The following is a 17,508-nucleotide window of genomic DNA, read 5'->3' as shown; positions in this document are numbered from 1 at the left end:
GATGCCGGCCGTCCGGACGGCCGACATCGTGGTTGTCACCGCAAGCTTCCAGGGCTCCTGACATCGCCTACCGCCTCCCGATCGCGCCGGCCAGCTGCCGCCGCCCCGCGATATCCAGCTTGCGGTACGTGCTCGTCAGGTGCGTCTCCACGGTCCGCAGTGTCAGGTGGAACTGCTCCGCGATCTGTCGGTTCGTCTGCCCGGCCGCCGCGAGCGTCGCGATCCGCTTCTCCTGCTCGCTCAACGCATCCGCGCCGAATCGAGCCGACCGCGTGCGCCGCGTCCCCATCCGGTCCAGCGCCGCCGCGGCCTGCGCGGCCAGCGGCCCGGCCCCGCACGCCATGGCGACCTGCTGACACCGCAGCAGGTTCGCCCGCGCGTCGCCCGGCCGTCCCTTCCGGTGGTGCGCGATGCCAAGGCGCAGCAACGTGTGTGCGTACTCTAGCCTGGCCTGCGATCGCCCAAGCAACTCCGCGGACTCGGCCAGCAGGTCGATTCCCTCGCCGCCGCGCACCACCCCGAGCACCCGCGCCGCCGTGCCGATCGGGCGGGCCGCGCCCCAGCGCCGCGCCAGGTTCAGCTCCTCGAGCGCCAGCTCGTGCGCGAGGTCGTGTTCGCCGAGCCGATGGTGCGCCAGCGCCGCCCGCGATCGCCACGGATGCACGGCCGGGTTGCGCTGCCCCTGCGCCAGCCACACCCTCCCGTGCTCCAGGTGGTCGGACAGCGCCCCGCGCGCGTCCCCGGTCGACGCGCGGGCCAGCCCCCGAATGCTGATCATGCTCGGGGCCAGCGCGGCCCTCGGCCCCGCGCCCAGCAGCCCGACCTGGGTGAAGATCTCGTTCGCTGCGTCGAAGTCAGCACGCTCCACATAGCACTCGGCGAGCCAGATGTAGCTGGCGGACAAGGCTCTTCTGTCCGAACTCATCGCCGAGAGCAGGCCGCTGGCGATCCGCCCGTGTTCGATCGACTCGCTCAGCCTGCCCCGGTGGTAGGCGACCCTGCTGAGCACGACGTGCCCGATCTCCTCGTACACCCACAGCCCGACCCGCGTCGCGTGCGCGATCATCGAGTGCGCGCACTGCTCGGCGAGGTCGAACTCGTCGGCCCGGCACAGCGCGCCGGCCGCCGCGAAGTACGCCCACGCGCCCTGCGGGGTCGGCGCGGGCCCGAGTTCCATGAGCCGGCGCGCGCTGCGCACCGCCTCGGCCATCGAGTCGCCGTCCGCTGACCGGTGCATCGCGATGGTCGCGGCCACGAACCGCTCCACGTCGGGCGCCAGATTCTCCTTGCGCCGCAACCGTTCCACCATCGCCACCCGCGCCGGGCTCGAATCGTGGAAGCTGAGCCCGAGGGTCAGCGCGGTCAGCTGGTCGGCGAGGTCGGTGTCCTGCTCCCCGGCCAGCCGCGCGCCGGCCCGCTCCAGCACCGCGAGCGCCTCGGTCGCCTCGCCGCGCTGGTGCAGCCCGAGCGCGAGGTCCCGCGCGGCCCCCGCCACGACGGAGGGATCCTCGGCCTGGTCGAGCACCTCGCGCAGGTGCTCGACGGCGGTGGGCAGGTCGGTGCACAGCTCGGCCCGCCCGAGTTCGGCCAGCAGGGCGACCCGCGCGGCCGGCGTCGCGGGCTCCGCCAGCGCCCTGCCGAGGAAGGTCACGCTCGCGTCGGCCGAGCCGGCGGCGGCGGCCTCGCGGCCGGCGCGGGTCAGCACCTGCGCCGCCCACGCCTCGCCGACCGGGTCGGTGGCCAGCAGGTGCGCCGCGACCTCCGCAGTGGGCCGGGCGCGGTCGTGCAGCAGCCGCGCGGCCCGCTGGTGGGCGAGCCGCGTCGCGTTGGGCGTGACGTTCCCGCCGACGGCGTTGCGCACGATGGAGTGCGCGAACCGCAGGCCACCGGCGGTGTCCGGCGCAAGCAGCCGCATCCTGGCGAGCGCCTCGACCGCGGTCTCGGCCACCGGCCCGGATAGCCCGGCCAGCTCGGCCGCGGTCGCCGGCGTCGTGCCGTCGCCGAGCACCGCGACGGCCCTGGCCAGCTCGAGCGCGCCGGTGCCGCAGCGCCGCATCCTGGTGAGCACCCACCGGGAAACGGTGCGCGGGCTGAACTCCCGCACGTGCCTGACCGCCTCGTCGGTCGGCTCGATCCCGTCGTCGGCCAGCGCGACGGTCAACTCCCGCAACAGGAACGGGTTGCCGTCGGTGGCGCGGAGGCAGGCGGCCAACAGGCCGGGCTCGGGCGCCCGCCCGAACACCTCGGCGGCCAGCGCGGCCGCGTCGTCGGCGCACAGCCCCTCCACCGGCACCCGCGTGCAGCGGTCGGCGACCGCGCGGACCAGGGCCTGCTGCCCGCCGACCTCCCCCGAGGTCACGGTCGCGGCGAACACCAGCGGCAGCTCGGCTGTGCGTTCGGCCAGATAGTCCAGCAGCCGCAACGAGGCCGCGTCGGCCCACTGGAGGTCGTCGATGGCCACCAGCAGCGGAGCGCGCCGCGCGAGCCTGCGCACCAGTTCGCCGAGGCTGGGCAGCACGGCCGAGGTCACGACCTCGCCGACGCCGGGATCGCCCCACACGACCCGGCTGGCCGGGGTCGGCTCCGCGCCGAGCACGGCGAGCCGGTCCGCATCGGACAGCTCGGCCAGTCGCGGCTCGATCAGCTGCCGGATGATGCCGAACGCGAAGTCCTGCTCGAGCGGGTGCGCCCTGGCCAGCGCCACCCGTAGTCCCTGCTCCGCGGCCAGTTCCGCGGTGGCGCGCAGCAGCGACGTCTTGCCGATCCCGGACGGACCGTCGAACAGCAACCGCCGGGCTCCCTCCGGCGCGGCCACTAACAACTCCCGCGCGGCGCGCAGCTGCGCGTCCCGCCCCACCATCGTCCACGCGTTGTCGCGCATGACGTGTGCACCCCCGTGCTCGTCCCGACCTGCTGTCGTCCCCCCAGACGAAAGCCCGCCACCGCTCCGTCACCATGTGTGATTGGCTCTATGCCATCCGTGTGGTGCCGGCCCGTTGGCCACGGCCGCACGCACCGTAGCGGAATCTCGGCGCCGACCGCACCACTTGGGCGTCGGATTAAGAAAGAGTTGGGATTTGCGGTCCATTCAGGTCTGGATTGCGGTGCTCCTGGTTGGGGATTGCGGTCTGGACCACGACGCAAGTCGGGCCAGTAGGAGTCACGCTGTGTGAACGCTGTTCGGGTGAAGCGCCCCGCTTCCCGGTCAGTCATCGACCCGGCGGCCGCGCCGAGCCCTCCCCAGTGACTGCGGCGCGGCCACCGGGTCATCACGCACGTCACCAGCCGCACAGCCAACCGAGCCTTCAGGAGTCGTCGGTGAGCACCACACTGTCCAATCTGCTGCACGAGGTCCGCCGGTTCGAGCCACCGGCAGAGCTGGCGGCCGCGGCCAATGTGGGCGGCGCCGAGTACGACACGGCGGCGCGGGACCGCCTCGGCTTCTGGCACCGGCAGGCGTTGCGGCTGTCGTGGACGCAGCCGTGGCGGGAGATCCTGGACTGGAGCAACCCGCCGTTCGCGAAGTGGTTCGTCGGCGGCAGGCTGAACGTGGCCTACAACTGCGTTGACCGGCACGTGGCGGCCGGCCACGGCGAGCGCGTCGCCATCCACTGGGAGGGCGAGCCGGGGGACACCAGGACCATCACCTACGCCGACCTGCTCGGGGAGGTGAGCCGGGCCGCGAACGCCCTGACCGCCCTGGGGGTCGGTCAGGGCGACCGGGTGGCGATCTACCTGCCGATGATCCCGGAGGCCGTGGTCGCGATGCTGGCGTGCGCCAGGATCGGCGCGACGCACTCGGTGGTGTTCGGCGGTTTCTCGGCCGAGTCGCTGCGCTCGCGGGTCGCGGACGCCGGCGCGAAGCTGGTGATCACCGCCGACGGCGGGTACCGGAGGGGGAAGCCGAGCCCGCTCAAGGCGACGGTGGACGCGGCCGTCGCGGACGACACCTCAGTCGAGCACGTGGTGGTGGTGCGGCGAACCGGCGCCGAGGTCGACTGGACGCAGGGCCGCGACCTGTGGTGGCACGAGGTCGTCGACACCGCGTCGCCCGAGCACGAGCCGGAGTCCTTCGACGCCGAGCACCCGCTGTTCATCCTCTACACCTCGGGCACCACGGGTAAGCCCAAGGGCATCCTGCACACCTCGGGCGGCTACCTGACGCAGGCCGCCTACACCCACGACGCGGTGTTCGACCTGAAGCCGGAGACCGACGTCTACTGGTGCACCGCCGACATCGGCTGGGTCACCGGGCACAGCTACCTCGTGTACGGCCCGCTGGCCAACGGCGCCACCCAGGTCATGTACGAGGGCACCCCCGACACCCCCGATCGCGGCCGCTGGTGGGAGGTGATCGAGCGCTACGGCGTCACGATCCTCTACACCGCGCCGACGGCGGTGCGGACGTTCATGAAGTGGGGCAGCGACATCCCCGCCCGCCACGACCTGTCCTCGCTGCGCGTGCTCGGCAGCGTCGGCGAGCCGATCAACCCCGAGGCGTGGATCTGGTACCGCGAGAACATCGGCGGCAACCGCACGCCGATCGTGGACACCTGGTGGCAGACCGAGACCGGCGCGATCATGATCTCCCCGCTGCCCGGTGTGACCGCGACCAAGCCGGGTTCCGCGATGGACCCGCTGCCGGGCATCGCCGTGGACGTGGTTGACCGAAACGGGAATCCGGTCGGCAACGGCGAGGGCGGCAGGCTCGTGGCCACCGAGCCGTGGCCGAGCATGGCCCGCACGATCTGGGGCGACGACGAGCGTTTCGTCCGCACCTACTGGTCGGACCTGCCCGGCAGGTACCTCACCGGGGACGGCGCCAAGCGCGACCAGGACGGCGACCTGTGGCTGCTCGGCCGCATCGACGACGTGATGTTGGTGTCCGGCCACAACATCTCCACCGCCGAGGTGGAGTCCGCGCTGGTGTCGCACCCCAGGGTCGCCGAGGCGGCGGTGGTCGGCGCGGCGGACGCGACGACGGGCCAGGGCATCGTGGCGTTCGTGATCCTGCGCGGCGACGCGGCCCGCGACGAGTCCGAGGGCGCCGCGCTCGCCGGCGAGCTGCGGGCGCACGTCGCCACGCAGATCGGCGCGATCGCCAAGCCACGACAGGTGATCGTCGTGCCGGAGCTGCCCAAGACGCGGTCCGGCAAGATCATGCGCCGGCTCCTGCGCGACGTGGCCGAGAACCGTCCGCTCGGCGACGTCACCACCCTCCAGGACTCCTCCGTCATGGATCAGATCAGCAGCGGCCTGAGCGCCGGCGCCACCGAGGAATGAGCCGACACCGCTCGGCCACAACAACAAGAGGGGTAGTGCTTTCGTGATTCGCCCAACCGAGACGGTGGCCGGTTCACCGCCGACGGAGCCGTCGGCTGGTGACCCGCGCGCCCGTGCGATCGCCGCGGATCCCCGGTTCGCCGAGCTGCGCACGCGGTTTCGCCGGTTCGTGTTCTCGATGACGGCCGTGTTCCTGGCCTGGTACCTGCTGTACGTGCTGCTGTCCGCCTACGCCAGGGGGTTCATGGCGATCAAGGTGTTCGGCAGCGTCAACGTGGCACTGCTGCTCGGACTGTTGCAGTTCGTGTCCACCTTCGCCATCGCCATCGTGTACGCCTCCTACTCGAGGCGGCGGCTCGACCCGCTGGCCGAGGAACTGCGCGCGGAAGGTCAGGTTCGATGAAAGCGCTGAACTTCGCGGCGGCGGAACCGTCGCACCGCGGCCTGACCATCGGCCTGTTCGCGGCGTTCGTGGTGATCACGGTGGGCATCACCGTGTGGTCCAGCCGCAAGTCCAAGCGGGCGCTGGACTTCTACGACGGCGGCCGGGCGTTCTCGGGACTACAGAACGGGATCGCGATCAGCGGCGACTACATGTCGGCCGCGTCCTTCCTCGGGATCGCCGGGATGATCGCGCTGTCGGGCTACGACGGCTTCCTGTACTCGATCGGCTTCCTGGTCGCCTGGCTCGTGGCGTTGCTGCTGGTGGCCGAGCTGCTGCGCAACTCGGGCCGCTACACCATGGCCGACGTGCTGGCGCTGCGCCTGAGGCAGCGCCCGATCCGGGCCGCGGCCGGCGTGTCCACGATCGTCGTGTCGATCTTCTACCTGGTGGCGCAGATGGTCGGGGCCGGTTCGCTGGTCTCGCTGCTGCTCGGCGTGTCCGGCGACGGCGCGAAGATCTGGGTGATCGTCGCGGTCGGCGCGTTGATGATCTTCTATGTCACCGTCGGCGGCATGAAGGGCACCACCTGGGTGCAGATCGTCAAGGCGGTGCTGCTGATGGTCGGCGCGGCCGTCATGACGGTGATGGTGCTCGCCAAGTTCAACTTCAACATCGGCGACCTGCTCAGCGCCGCGGCCTCGCAGAGCGGCAAGGGCGACGCGTTCCTCCAGCCCGGCCTGAAGTACGGGGCCACCGACGCCTGGAGCAAGATCGACCTGATCAGCCTCGGCATCGCGCTGGTGCTCGGCACCGCGGGCCTGCCGCACGTGCTGGTGCGGTTCTACACCGTGCCCGACTCCAAGACCGTGCGGAAGTCGGTGAACTGGGCCATCGCCATCATCGGCGTGTTCTACCTGATGACGCTGGCGATCGGGTTCGGCGCGGCGGCGCTGGTGGGCACCAAGGCGATCAAGACGGCGGACCCCAGCGGCAACACGGCCGCGCCGACGCTGGCCGAGACGCTCGGCGGCGGTGCGGGCACCGGTGGTGGCGCGGCGATGCTCGCGTTCATCGCGTCGGTGGCGTTCGCGACGATTCTCGCGGTGGTCGCCGGCCTCACCCTCGCCTCGTCCTCCTCGGTCGCGCATGACCTGTACGCCAACGTGTTCCGGCGCGGTCCGGTCGAGGACACCCAGGTCGCGGAGCGCAAGGAGGTGCGCGTCGCGAAGGTGTCGGCGTTCTTCATCGGGGCGATCGCCATCGGCGTGTCGATCTACGCCAGGGAGCTGAACGTGGCGTTCCTGGTCGCGGTGGCGTTCGCGATCGCCGCGTCGGCGAACCTGCCGGCGATCCTGCTGACGCTGTTCTGGAAGCGGTTCACCACGTTCGGTGCGAAGTGCGGCATCTACGCCGGGCTGATCGCCGCGGTGGGCCTGGTGCTGCTCAGCCCCGTCTGTTGGGGCGGGACGTCCTCCGGCCGACCGGCGGTCGCGTTGACCGCGGCGCAGGCGACCAAGTGCGGGGTGGCCAAGGACTCCAAGCAGGTCGGCAACGCGACGGCGCTGTTCAGCTGCACGGTGAAGGCGCCGTTCCCGCTGGAGAACCCGGGTGTCGTGTCGATTCCGATCGGTTTCCTCGCGGCGATCGCCGGCAGCCTCGTTCGCCGGAACAAGCGGGAAGAGGAGTCGCACGCCGATCTGGAGGTCCGCGCGCTCACCGGAGTTGGCGCGGAGTGAGACACCGTCCGGCCGCGCGGGTGGGGAGACCCGTGCGGCCGGGCGGGCAGTGGGGCGGGGGCGTGCGGGGGAGGCCGCCCTCACCCTGCTGGGGCGGTCGGGGAGGGCTTGGCCGGGGGCAGGTTCGGGTTGCCTGGTGTGTCTTTCCCGTTGTAGGCGGGCAGGCCCCAGATCGGGATGACCTGCGGCGGCGCGACAGCGGACACACCGGGTCTGGTGGGAGTGCAGCCGACGACGTACGAGTTCGACACCCAGTTCCCGATCCTGGCCTGGACGAACAGGTAGTTCCGCTTCGGTTCCGCGACAACGGGATAGTTCCTGACCGGCCCGGTCGGCAGGGTCATTCCCGTGATGGGGTAGTAGTTTCCGTCGGGGTGGTTTCCGGCGAGGATCACCCAGACGACGTAGGTGACGCCCTTCTGCGGCGGCGTGAACGACACCCGTGAACTGCTGTTCGACCGGTAGGCGGGATTCGACTCGCCCTCGTCGCAGTCGCCGCCGACCTTGGTCCAGATGAGGCCGTCCGGGCGGATCAGCGTGCCGGCCCGTCCGCCCGCGGTGCCGGCGCCGGCGAGCGTGTAGGCCTGCGCCGACGGGCCCGGGGCCAGCACGCAGGCGATCGCGAGCAGCGCGGCAGGCAGCGCCCGCCGGCCGATCAGGACCGCCGCGACACCGCGCCGGGCGCGACCGTTTCTCGTGGCGCTCATCGCCGAACCTCCCGTGTGCGGCGCCGTCCGCTTGTCCGCAGCGCGACACCGGCCGCGACCGCCGCGAGCCCGAGCGCGGCCAGCGCGAACGCGGGGACGCCGGTGAACGCGAGTTTTCCCGTTCCGGTAGGGATGGTGGCGGCCGGCTCCCCGGTCGACCCCGATCCGGGCCCGCCCGTCTCGCCCGGTGCCACGGCGCCGGTGTCGGCGGGCGGCGTGGCGTCGACACCTCCGCCGTCCTGGGTTCCCTCGGCGTGCGCCGCGACCACGAACGTCACGCCGAGACACTCGTCGGTGGCGTCCTGCGACAGCGTCAGCGCGCCCGGCACGGCAAAGGACACGGTGCCGGACGCGGGAACCGGGAGGCCGCCCGCCGGCCGCTGGTCGTGGGTGGAGAGCAGGCCGACCGGGCATCCGGCCGGGTTCGAGGACGACACGACCCGGTCGAACGACACCGACGTCAGCCGGACGCCGAACGCGTTCGGATTCGTGACGGTGAACTGCGCGGCCCCGCTGCCGCCGGGCAGGAGGTCGCCGACCGGCTTGCTCACCGCCGCGAGAACGAGCGGCTGTGTCGGGTCGGCCGCCGCGACACCGCCCGCCCAGCTCCCCGCGCTCACGGCGGCGAATGCCGTGCCCAGTAGGAGTCGCGTTGGTCTCATGTCGGCTCAACTCCCTTACCGCCCAGACTTCCTTACCGCTCAACGTCATTGGCGCTTCCGGCGCGGCGCTCGGCGGCCAGATGGGAGGCCGTGACCGAACGGGCCCGCCCACCTGGCCGCCGGCACGGCGGTCAGCCGGCCACCGTCACCGCGTCGATCGCGGTGACCGCGACGACCACCGCCGCCCCCTGGCAACCATCGCCGGCGTTGGCAGACAACGAGATGGCGTTGGGGATGCTCCCGGTCTGCGCCGTCGCCTTCGCCGGAACGACCAGCGGCGTGGCGAGCGTGATGGGGCCGCTGGGCACCGAGAAGTTCTCCGGCCCGCAGGTCTGCCCGGCCACCGGCCGCACCGTCACGCCGCCGAGGGTGATCTTGTTGACCTGAACGGCGAATCCGTTGTCGTTCGCCACGGTGAAGGCCGCGGCGCCCTGCCCGCCAGGCAGCAGGTCACCGGCCGGGTTGGCGACCTCGGTGAACACGAGGGCCTTGAGGTCGCCTGCGCCGAGCGCCTTGCCCGACGCCGTGCCGTCGCCCTTGATCGAGAAGGCCGCGATGGCGCTGCCGGTCAGCGCGATCGCCCCGATGGCGACACCGATGCCGGCCAGCACGGTCTTGAGTCGCCGGCCGCGGTTGCCGCCGGTCGCGTTTTCGGAACTGTTCGCCATGATGGAGATCCCTTTCCTGGGGTCGACCGGAGAGCGCCGTCCGCCCACGCGGGTGACGGTGACTCGGGCAGCGCACAGCTGAGCGGAAGTCGGCCACGCGCCCCGACGCGCATTCCGTGCTCGAGTGGCCGAAACTGTTTGTGCCACACAATTCCTACGTGACGGCTCCGGTGAACACCATGGCGCGCAGGGGATCTACCCCGCGCAGGTGATGCACCCGTGCTATGACCGCACCGAACCGAGGGCGAGCCCTGTCGTGCTGTTCCTGCGGAACTCCAACGGAGACCGGCCGGTCGCCTCGCGGAAGAGCCGGGAGAAGTGCGCGGGACTCCGGATGCCGACCAGCTGGGCGATCTGTCCGATGCCGTGGTTCCGGTAGGCCGGATCCGCGAGCAGCGCCTTGGCCCTGCCGACCCGCGCCTGCCGGAGGAACCCCGCGACGCCGGTGCCCCCGAACAGTTGATACAGCCGGCGTCGCGAGACCGCGTGCGCGGCGGCGATCACGCTCACGGAGAGTTCGGTGTCGGTGAGGTTCCTCGTGATGTAGCGCTCGACCTGTCGGCGCCGGACGGCGTCGGCCGGCAGGTCGTGGTCCGCGTCGTGGACCGACCGCAGGATCAGCTCGGCCAGCCCGGTCACGTAGTGGTCGAAGCCGACCACGTCGACCGCCGGCCGGCCGCCTGGTCCGGGAGAATCGGTGGCAGGTATGACGTTCTCGATCAGCAGCCGCAGGTGTCGGCCCAGTTCGTATGGTCGATAGAGGACCTGGTCGACGATCGCCTCGGGCAGCTGGATCGCCGACGCGTCGATCCGGACCACGTGCCACCGGCAGGCGCCCTCCTGGATCACCGTGAACGGCTGCCGCGAGGAGGCGAGGAACAGGTGCCCCGCCGGGATGTCCACGCGCAGGCCCCTGCTCAGCACGGTGGTCCTCGCCTGGTCGAACACGGCCAGGAACAACGACTTCCGCGCGCCGCCGCCGATCTGCCAGGTGTCGCGCAGCAGGTTGTGTGCGCCGGAGCCGACCGCGGTCTCGATGCCCGTGCGGACCTCGACGGCCATCCTGGTCGGCGCGCCCCGGGACACGAGGTCGACGTGGACCTGGCCGAGCAGACCGCACAGCGCCGTGCGGAGTTCGGCACCGCGGCGCAGGCGTTCGCGTCGATCGGTTGGGCCGAACTCGAATTCGTACCTGGTCATGTCGCCCGTCCGTTCACTCCGCGACCCCGTGGGGGTGCTTGTCGATGTCGGCGGGTCACCCATGCCCAGTATCAGATGGGACATCGGGGGAGGGGCCTCGCCGGGACGCATCGGCAAAGGGTGTGGGCGTGCGGGCAAAAATTGGTCTGCGTAGGACTATCGCGGTAGGACTATCGCTGATCGGCGAGACCCTGTCGGGCCCTTCGGGTCGCCGGCAGCACCGCGGGGGCCGGGAAGTTCTCGGGCGACAGGATGCGCAACCGGAACCCTCTGGCGACCGCGTCGGTGCGGCCCTGCGCGCCGAGCTTGCGCATCATCGCCTTGGCGTGGGTGCGAACCGTCTCCACCGAGATGAACAGGGTGGCGGCGATCTGCTGGTTCCGCAGGCCTTCCGCCATCAGTTGCAACACCTGGAACTCGCGGTCCGTGAGCACGGCGCCGACCGGGCCGCCGGGCACCCGGGGTGGGGCGCCGCGCTGGCCCGGCGGCGACGGGAGTGCCGGCGGGCCCAGCCGACCGTGCACCGCGAGGCTGAGGCCGTCCAACAGTTGTTCGACCGGGCAGGACGCGTCGAACGCCGCGCACACGCCGGCCCGGATGGCCAGGCTCGCCCGCTCGCCGGCCTTCGCACCGGGATGCAGGAGGACGGCGACCAGGCTGCCGCTGTGGGTTTCCACCAACAGCCGGACGAACCTGAACCCGGGGTCCGCCTCCTCGTGCACCCAGGTGAGCGCGGGACGCAACTTCTGATGGAGGCGAACGCCCGACTCCATGGTGGACGCCGAATAGAGTTCGCCGGTCCCGCCGGCCCGTTCGAGCAGCCTGATCATGCCCTCGCGCGCGAGCAGCGAAGGGCAGACGATCAGCGTGCAGGCCGGCGGGCCGTCCTCCCGCGTGTGCCAGGTGTTCGTGCGGGGCGCGGTGCCCCGGAAATCCAGCTGGGTCATGCGCGTTGTCCTCTCGGCGAGGTGTGGAGACCACTGACACGAAAGGACTTCCACGTCAGCGCGACAGGCGCCGACAGTAGGTGGCGGATACCGGTTTCACGCGGTCAGGCGTGCAGCCTTTTTGCCGAGGTGTGCAGCTCCGTGCCAAACAAGGGGGCACGCTGGAAGCCGCCGATCGTCTGCTCGAGCAGTTCGGCCAGCCGCAGCGGGGTGCGGTCCTCGAACATCGGACCGATGAGCTGCACCCCGACCGGCAGGCCCTCGGGGGACTGGCCGGCGGGTATGGCGGTGGCGGGCAGTCCGGGCATGGTGGCCAGGCCGGCCCAGACGAGCTGGTCGAAGTACGGGTACTCGACGCCGTCGATGTCGATGCGCCGCTCCAACGGATTGGGGTGGTGGTCGTGCGGGAACGCGGGTGTCGGCGTGATCGGACAGACCACGGCGTCGTACTCGGCGAACAGCTGCCGCCAGCCGTGGCGGTGGAGTTCGCGGCGGTTGTTCGCCTCCATCCAGTCGTGGTGGTCGAACAGCATGGCGCGCAGCCGCACGGCGTCAAGACTCTGCTCGTCCGCGCTCATTCCGGCGACGCGGGTCTGCAGCTGCTCGAGCGATTCGACGGGAAAGCGCGCAACGGAGCCAGAAATCAGCAACTGCATGTAGAGCGTCGCGGCCTCGATCAGGTCGGGCAGCAGCGGACTGTGCCGTTCGACTCGGGCTCCGCCGTCGACGAGCGCGGCGGCCACCCGGTTCACACAAGCCCGCACGGCGGAGCTGGTCGCAATGAGCGGATGCTCGTCGAGGACCAGGACCCGGAAGTCGCTGAGCCGCTCGTGGCGCGCGGGCGGCAGCGTCAGGTCGTACGCGACGCCGTGCGTCAGCGGGTCCGGTCCGGCCATGACGTCGAGCAGGAGCGTGAGGTCGCGGGCGGTGCGCGCCATCGGACCGACGACGGCGAGGTCGAGGTCGACCGGCAGGGCCGGCTGGGACGGCGGGACCATGCCGCGGTTGGCCACCAGCCCGAGCGTCGGCTTGTGCGCGTAGACGCCGCAGAAATGCGCGGGGGTGCGCAGCGAGCCCGCGATGTCGGAGCCGATGGACAGCGCGCCGAACCCGGACGCCAGGGCCGCCGCCGACCCGCCGGAGGATCCGCCCGACGTGCGACCGCGATCCCACGGGTTGGTGGTGGTGCCGTAGATCTCGTTGAAGCTCTGAATGTCTTGCAGCCCCAACGGAACATTGGTCTTGCCGAGCACCACCGCGCCCGTGGCCTTGAGCCGCGACACCTGTACCGCGTCCTCGGCCGGCAGGTAGTTCCGGTGTGGCGGCATGCCCCAGGTCGTGGGCAGCCCGGCGATGTTGTACGACTCCTTGACCGTGACCGGAAGGCCGAGCAACGGCCGGTCCTCGCCACGTGCGCGTGCCTGGTCGGCATGGCGTGCGGCGGCCCGCGCACGGTCGAAGTCCGGCACGCAGATCGCGTTGATCACCTCGTCGTCGCGCTCGATGCGGGCGATCGCCTCGTCGGTCAGTTCCACCGATGTCACCGCACCGGCGCGCATCGCCGCAACGAGTTCTTCGGCTGTCTGAAAGCTCCGTTCCATGAAATCGAATTTATCGACCTGCCGCAGGGGGCACGAAATTTCGGTTAGCGCAACAGAGTGGCCGAGCGGGCCACCGTCACCGGTGAAGTCACGCACTCATTCCACCGCTGAAAGGTGGCCCGCCGCAGGTCACAGTGTCGATGGTGGGCCAACTCCATTGGCGCAGGGCAGGTAATGTCGCGTCGTGCAACAGGATGGATGTCTCAGTTCCTGCCCGCCGGCCACTAATGTTCCCGATCGCCCATTGGGTCGTGCCAAGGACGTCGTTTGTCGACGGGCAGTTGTCGTCGTTTTTCGCACCGTCCGCTCATGCCGCGATCGGCGCGTTCAGCTGGTCAGGGCTGGATGTTCTCCAGGTCCTCCAGCAGGCTTGGGTGCTTCGGCTCCCAGCCGAGCGCCTGCCGGGTGAGCGCGGCGGACGAGGGCTGGTCGGCCGCGAAGATGACGCCGAGGGGGCCGTAGGTCTCCGCCGGCACGGACTGAACAGGCAGGCCAAGTCGCCGGCCGATGACCGAGGCGATGTCGCGCACCTGGTCGCCCTCGTCGCCAACGGCGTGCCAGGAGGTGCCGGCTTCCGCCTGCTCCAGTGCGAGCCGGAAGAGGACCGCGGCGTCGAGCGCGTGCACGGCCGGCCAGCGCTGGGTTCCGTCGCCCGGGTAGCCGGACACTCCGCTCCGGCGCGCGATCCCGGTCAACACGCCCGCGAACCCGCCAGTGCCCTCGTTGTGTACGGTCCTCGGCAGACGGACGGCCGAGCTCCGGACCCCGCGCGAGGCCAGGCCCAGGACGCCTGCGACCGCGCGACCGCGACCACTGACCGGCCCCTCGGTCTGGACCGAGTCGGCCTCGGTGGAGGCGCGGCCCGGCACGGCGGGCGTGCCAGAGCACACGACGAAGGGACGGTCGCTGCCGACGAGTGCCTCGCCGAGGGCGGCGAGGGCGGCGGTTTCCTCGGCGACCGCGTTCGCCACGGCTTCGGGGCTGCTGAAGTCGTTGGCGAAGGCCAGGTGGATCACCCCGTCGGCCCGAGTGGCGCCGGCGCGCAGGACGTCGAGATCGGCCAGACCTCCCCGGATCGGCTCGGCGCCGGCCGCCTCGGCGGCCAGGGCCGAGGCGTCGGAGCGGGCTAGGGCGAGGACGGTGTGGCCGTTGCCGAGCAGCTCGGCGACGACGGCGGACCCGATCAGACCGGTACCACCGGTGATGAAGACGCGCATGGAACTCTCCCGCGAGTGATGGGACTCTTGTCCCATCACCGTACCAGAGTGATGGGACAAGAGTCCCATCGCATATGATGGCTCCATGGGTCGGTGGGAACCAGGAGCGCGCGAACGCCTCGTCTTGGCGGCCGTCGACCTGTTCACCGAGCAGGGCTACGACGCCACGACGGTCGCGCAGATCGCCGAGCGCGCCGGGGTCACCAAGAGCACCTTCTTCCGGCACTTCCCCGACAAGCGCGAGCTGCTGGTCGCCGGGCAGGAGACGCTGAGCCAGCTACTGGCCGAGGGCATCGCCGAGGCACCCGCCGATGCCACCCCGCTCGAGGCGGTCGCGGCCGGTCTCGTCCGTGCGTCGACCGCGATGGGCCCGCTGAGCCGGGAGATCGCCCCGCGGCTGAAGGCGGCCGTCGCCGCCAGCACCGAACTGCGGGAGCGCGACGCCCTCAAGAGCGTCAGCCTCGCGGCCGCCATGACGGTTGCCCTGGTCGCCCGTGGCGTGCCCGATCCGACCGCTGCCCTCGCCAGTGAGCTCGGCGTCCTCGCCTTCAAACGGGGGTTCATCGAGTGGTCCGACAGCGACCGCTGCCTGGAGGACGGGTTCGCCGACTACCTCCTGAGGGCCCTCGAGGAGCTGCGCGCCGCGAGCGCGTCGCTGGGCTGACCGGACGACCTCGCCCGCCAGGGGGATGCCGGCGGAGTTCGGGTTTGCCCTTTGGTCTGCCGAGGCCGACCATGGCGGTGCTGCCGCGTGCACACAGGCTGACCTGCGGAGATGATGGCCGTGCCGGAACCAGACGGGCCGATGGTGCCGATCGTCCAGCGCCACACGCTCGGCTGGACGCCCGGTGCCAGCGCGTGGACCCAGTTGCAGCACGAGCTGGACAAGGTCGACACCGCATCGGTGGCGCTGGCCAGTCCACACCAGACCGACCACGACGCGGACGTCGGTGTCGTGCGCATCGACGACTTCGCCATCGCGCACGGGGAACTCCCGCCGGTCCGGGTGCTCAAGGAGGAGCTCGACGAGACCGCCGCGCTCTACCTGCGCGAGGGCACGTCCTGGATCATCCACCACGGACGCGTCGAGCTGGCGCACCGGCCAGGCGAACTCGTGCTGGGCGGTTCGGGCACCCACCGGGCCTTCAGCGAGGAACGCGGCAGGACCAGCGCGCTCTGGGTGCCGCTGGACCGGCTCACCGTGCCGCAGCGCGACCTTCGGCCGCTGCTGATGCGGTCGGTCCCGGTGCCCGCGCCGCTGCGGAGGCTGCTGTCGACGTCGGCGACGGCGCTCGCCGGGTCGGGCGAGGTCGAGGTGATCGGCACCATGCACTACCTCAGCGGCCTCGCCGATCTCCTGCTGCGGTCCCTGCTCGGCCTGAACCCGGACCACGCCATGACGCGGGACGCGCGCCGCAGGCAGATCGCCGCGTACATCGACAACCGGTTGTCCGACCCGGGGCTCACGGTCGACGAGATCGCCGGCGCGCACCACGTTTCCAGGACCAGGCTCTACCAGATCATGGGCGGCGACGGCATTGCCGCCTACCTCAGGCGCGCCAGGCTGGACCGGGTCAGGACGCTGCTTGGCGACCCTCGGCGCGCGGGCGACACGATCGGACGCATCGGGCGTGAGGTCGGCTTCGTGAACCAGGCCCACTTCACCCGGGCGTTCACCAGGGAGTTCGGCGTGAGCCCCGGAGAATTCCGGGCCGCCGCAATGGAACGGTGGCGGGCGGGGCGCGACCAACGGCGTTGACCGGCCCCGCCACGCGAACTAGCCGCACGCGGGCACAGCCGCGCCACGGCGACTCGCACCTAGTCCCAGGCGACGGGGAGCGCGTGCACGCCGTAGATGCTCATGTTGGTGCGCAACGGGATCCCCTCGGGCGCGACGGCGAGGCGCAGGGTCGGGAACCGGGACAGCAGCGCGGGAAACGCGACGCGCATCTCGACGCGGGCCAACTGCTGGCCGAGGCACTGGTGGATGCCGTGGCCGAGGGCCAGGTGCCCGGCCGCGTGCCGGCCGAGGTCGAGCGTGTCGGGGTCGGGGAACCGGTGCGGGTCGCGGTTGGCCGCGGAGATCGAGACGACGACCGTCTCGCCAGCCTTGATCAGCCTGCCGGCCACCTCGACGTCCTCCAGCGCCGCCCGCATGCCGGGGTCGGCGATGCTCAGGTAGCGCAGCAGTTCCTCGACGGCCTGGTCGATGGTGGCGGGGTCGGCGCGCAGGGCGGCGAGCTGGTCGGGGTTGCGCAGCAGCGCGAACACGCCGAGCGCGAGCATGTTGGCGGTGGTGTCGAGGCCCGCGGCGAGCAGGAACGCGCCGAGGCCGGTGAGTTCCTCGTCGGTGAGGTCGCTGGTGGTCAGGTCGCTGAGCAGGTCGTCGGTCGGGGCGGCGCGCTTGGCCGTCACTAGCCCGCCCATGTAGTTCCCGAGCTCGTTCATGGCCGCGTACAGGTCCTCGGCGACGATGTCCCTGCGGAACAGCGTGGCCACCTGCTGCTGGAAGAACTCGCGCTCCGCGTAGGGCACGCCGAGCAGCTCGCAGATCGTCAGCGCGGGGATCGGCTGCGCGAATGCCTGCACCAGGTCGACCGACGAGCCCTGCTCGGCCATCGCGTCCAGCTGTTGGGCGGTGATCTCCTCGATGCGCTCGGTGAGCTGGCGCATCCTGCGGACGGTGAACCTGCCCGCGAGCAGACGCCGGAAGCGGGTGTGTTCCGGGGCGTCGATCCCGGTCATGTCGCCGACGGGCGCTGGCGGCATCTCGTCGACGACCGCCCCCGGCATCGGGAGGTGCATTAGCTCGTAGCGGGAGCTGAAGCGGGAGTCGCCCAGGATCTCGCGGACCGCGGCGTGGCTGGTGGCCAGCCAGCCCACGTGCCCGTCGGGGAAGGCGAGCCGGGTCAGCGGCTCCCGCTCGCGCAGCCTGGCCAGTTCCTCGGGCGGGTCGAAGGGGCAGCCCTCGGGCCGCGTGGTGGGCAGGGAAACCGGGTCGGAGGTCGGCGTGGTTGGCGTCATGACTCCAAAATGGCACCACCTCGCTGCCATGTCAATGCCACAGTGGCTCTCACTGGCACCATGCTGTGCCGGTGTGGC

14 protein-coding genes are annotated in these 17,508 nt (G+C 71.4%); 5 read left to right on the top strand and 9 right to left on the bottom strand.

Going from position 1 to position 17,508, the window contains the following annotated elements; genetic code table 11:
* Positions 1 to 67: 67 nt before the first annotated feature.
* Positions 68 to 2,881 carry an ATP-binding protein gene (locus F0L68_RS12240; protein WP_149849639.1) on the bottom strand — a complete coding sequence of 938 codons (2,814 nt, stop codon included), beginning with the start codon at positions 2,879 to 2,881 and terminating at the stop codon, positions 68 to 70.
* Between the two features lie 437 nt (positions 2,882 to 3,318).
* Between F0L68_RS12240 and acs the strand changes: the two genes are divergently transcribed.
* From acs to F0L68_RS12225, 3 genes are read left to right on the top strand one after another with little or no spacing between them, the layout of a single operon-like run.
* Positions 3,319 to 5,283, top strand: a complete 1,965-nt coding sequence (gene acs, locus F0L68_RS12235; protein ID WP_149849638.1) for an acetate--CoA ligase — start codon at positions 3,319 to 3,321, stop codon at positions 5,281 to 5,283.
* A 46-nt stretch (positions 5,284 to 5,329) separates the two neighbouring features.
* Positions 5,330 to 5,686, top strand: coding sequence for a DUF485 domain-containing protein (locus F0L68_RS12230; protein ID WP_438672278.1), 357 nt, complete (start codon positions 5,330 to 5,332; stop codon positions 5,684 to 5,686).
* Positions 5,683 to 7,404: a monocarboxylic acid transporter gene (locus F0L68_RS12225; RefSeq protein WP_149849636.1), complete on the top strand. Its 1,722-nt coding sequence runs from the start codon at positions 5,683 to 5,685 to the stop codon at positions 7,402 to 7,404. The genes F0L68_RS12230 and F0L68_RS12225 overlap by 4 nt, the downstream gene beginning before the upstream one ends.
* An 80-nt stretch (positions 7,405 to 7,484) precedes the next feature.
* Here the strand turns inward: F0L68_RS12225 and F0L68_RS12220 are convergent, their stop codons facing one another.
* The 7 genes from F0L68_RS12220 to F0L68_RS12190 all read right to left on the bottom strand — a co-directional run bounded on the left by F0L68_RS12220 (position 7,485) and on the right by F0L68_RS12190 (position 14,406).
* Positions 7,485 to 8,111: a hypothetical protein gene (locus tag F0L68_RS12220; protein ID WP_149849635.1), complete on the bottom strand. Its 627-nt coding sequence runs from the start codon at positions 8,109 to 8,111 to the stop codon at positions 7,485 to 7,487.
* Positions 8,108 to 8,773 carry a hypothetical protein gene (locus F0L68_RS12215; RefSeq protein ID WP_149849634.1) on the bottom strand — a complete coding sequence of 222 codons (666 nt, stop codon included), beginning with the start codon at positions 8,771 to 8,773 and terminating at the stop codon, positions 8,108 to 8,110. Before F0L68_RS12215 ends, F0L68_RS12220 begins: the two co-directional genes overlap by 4 nt.
* A gap of 131 nt (positions 8,774 to 8,904) precedes the next feature.
* The gene (locus tag F0L68_RS12210) at positions 8,905 to 9,441 is read right to left on the bottom strand and encodes a hypothetical protein (RefSeq protein ID WP_149849633.1); all 537 of its coding nucleotides are present in this window, start codon (positions 9,439 to 9,441) and stop codon (positions 8,905 to 8,907) included.
* Positions 9,442 to 9,663: 222 nt separating this feature from the next.
* Entirely contained in the window at positions 9,664 to 10,641 is a 978-nt protein-coding gene (locus F0L68_RS12205; protein WP_188316529.1) for a helix-turn-helix transcriptional regulator, read from the bottom strand.
* 170 nt (positions 10,642 to 10,811) lie between these two features.
* Complete coding sequence (locus tag F0L68_RS43495) at positions 10,812 to 11,588, bottom strand: helix-turn-helix transcriptional regulator (RefSeq protein ID WP_223198722.1); 777 nt, start codon at positions 11,586 to 11,588, stop codon at positions 10,812 to 10,814.
* 104 nt (positions 11,589 to 11,692) lie between these two features.
* Positions 11,693 to 13,189: an amidase gene (locus F0L68_RS12195; RefSeq protein WP_149849732.1), complete on the bottom strand. Its 1,497-nt coding sequence runs from the start codon at positions 13,187 to 13,189 to the stop codon at positions 11,693 to 11,695.
* Positions 13,190 to 13,524: 335 nt separating this feature from the next.
* A complete protein-coding gene (locus F0L68_RS12190) occupies positions 13,525 to 14,406 on the bottom strand; it encodes an SDR family oxidoreductase (protein ID WP_149849631.1) in 882 nt (293 codons plus the stop codon).
* Between the two features lie 85 nt (positions 14,407 to 14,491).
* On the opposite strand from F0L68_RS12190, the gene F0L68_RS12185 reads away from it, so the two are divergent.
* Complete coding sequence (locus tag F0L68_RS12185) at positions 14,492 to 15,070, top strand: TetR/AcrR family transcriptional regulator (protein WP_149849630.1); 579 nt, start codon at positions 14,492 to 14,494, stop codon at positions 15,068 to 15,070.
* 120 nt (positions 15,071 to 15,190) lie between these two features.
* Positions 15,191 to 16,165 (top strand): helix-turn-helix transcriptional regulator, encoded by a 975-nt coding sequence (locus F0L68_RS12180; protein ID WP_188316528.1) that lies wholly within the window; start codon positions 15,191 to 15,193, stop codon positions 16,163 to 16,165.
* A 59-nt stretch (positions 16,166 to 16,224) separates the two neighbouring features.
* Here F0L68_RS12180 and F0L68_RS12175 read toward each other — a convergent pair whose 3' ends face one another.
* The gene (locus tag F0L68_RS12175) at positions 16,225 to 17,430 is read right to left on the bottom strand and encodes a cytochrome P450 (protein ID WP_149849628.1); all 1,206 of its coding nucleotides are present in this window, start codon (positions 17,428 to 17,430) and stop codon (positions 16,225 to 16,227) included.
* Positions 17,431 to 17,508: the final 78 nt, after the last annotated feature.

Origin of the sequence: Solihabitans fulvus (assembly GCF_008386585.1) — a bacterium.
Lineage (GTDB): Bacteria > Actinomycetota > Actinomycetes > Mycobacteriales > Pseudonocardiaceae > Solihabitans > Solihabitans fulvus.
The sequence above is the reverse complement of the archived record's forward strand: the minus strand, read 5'-3'. Positions and strand labels throughout refer to the sequence as shown.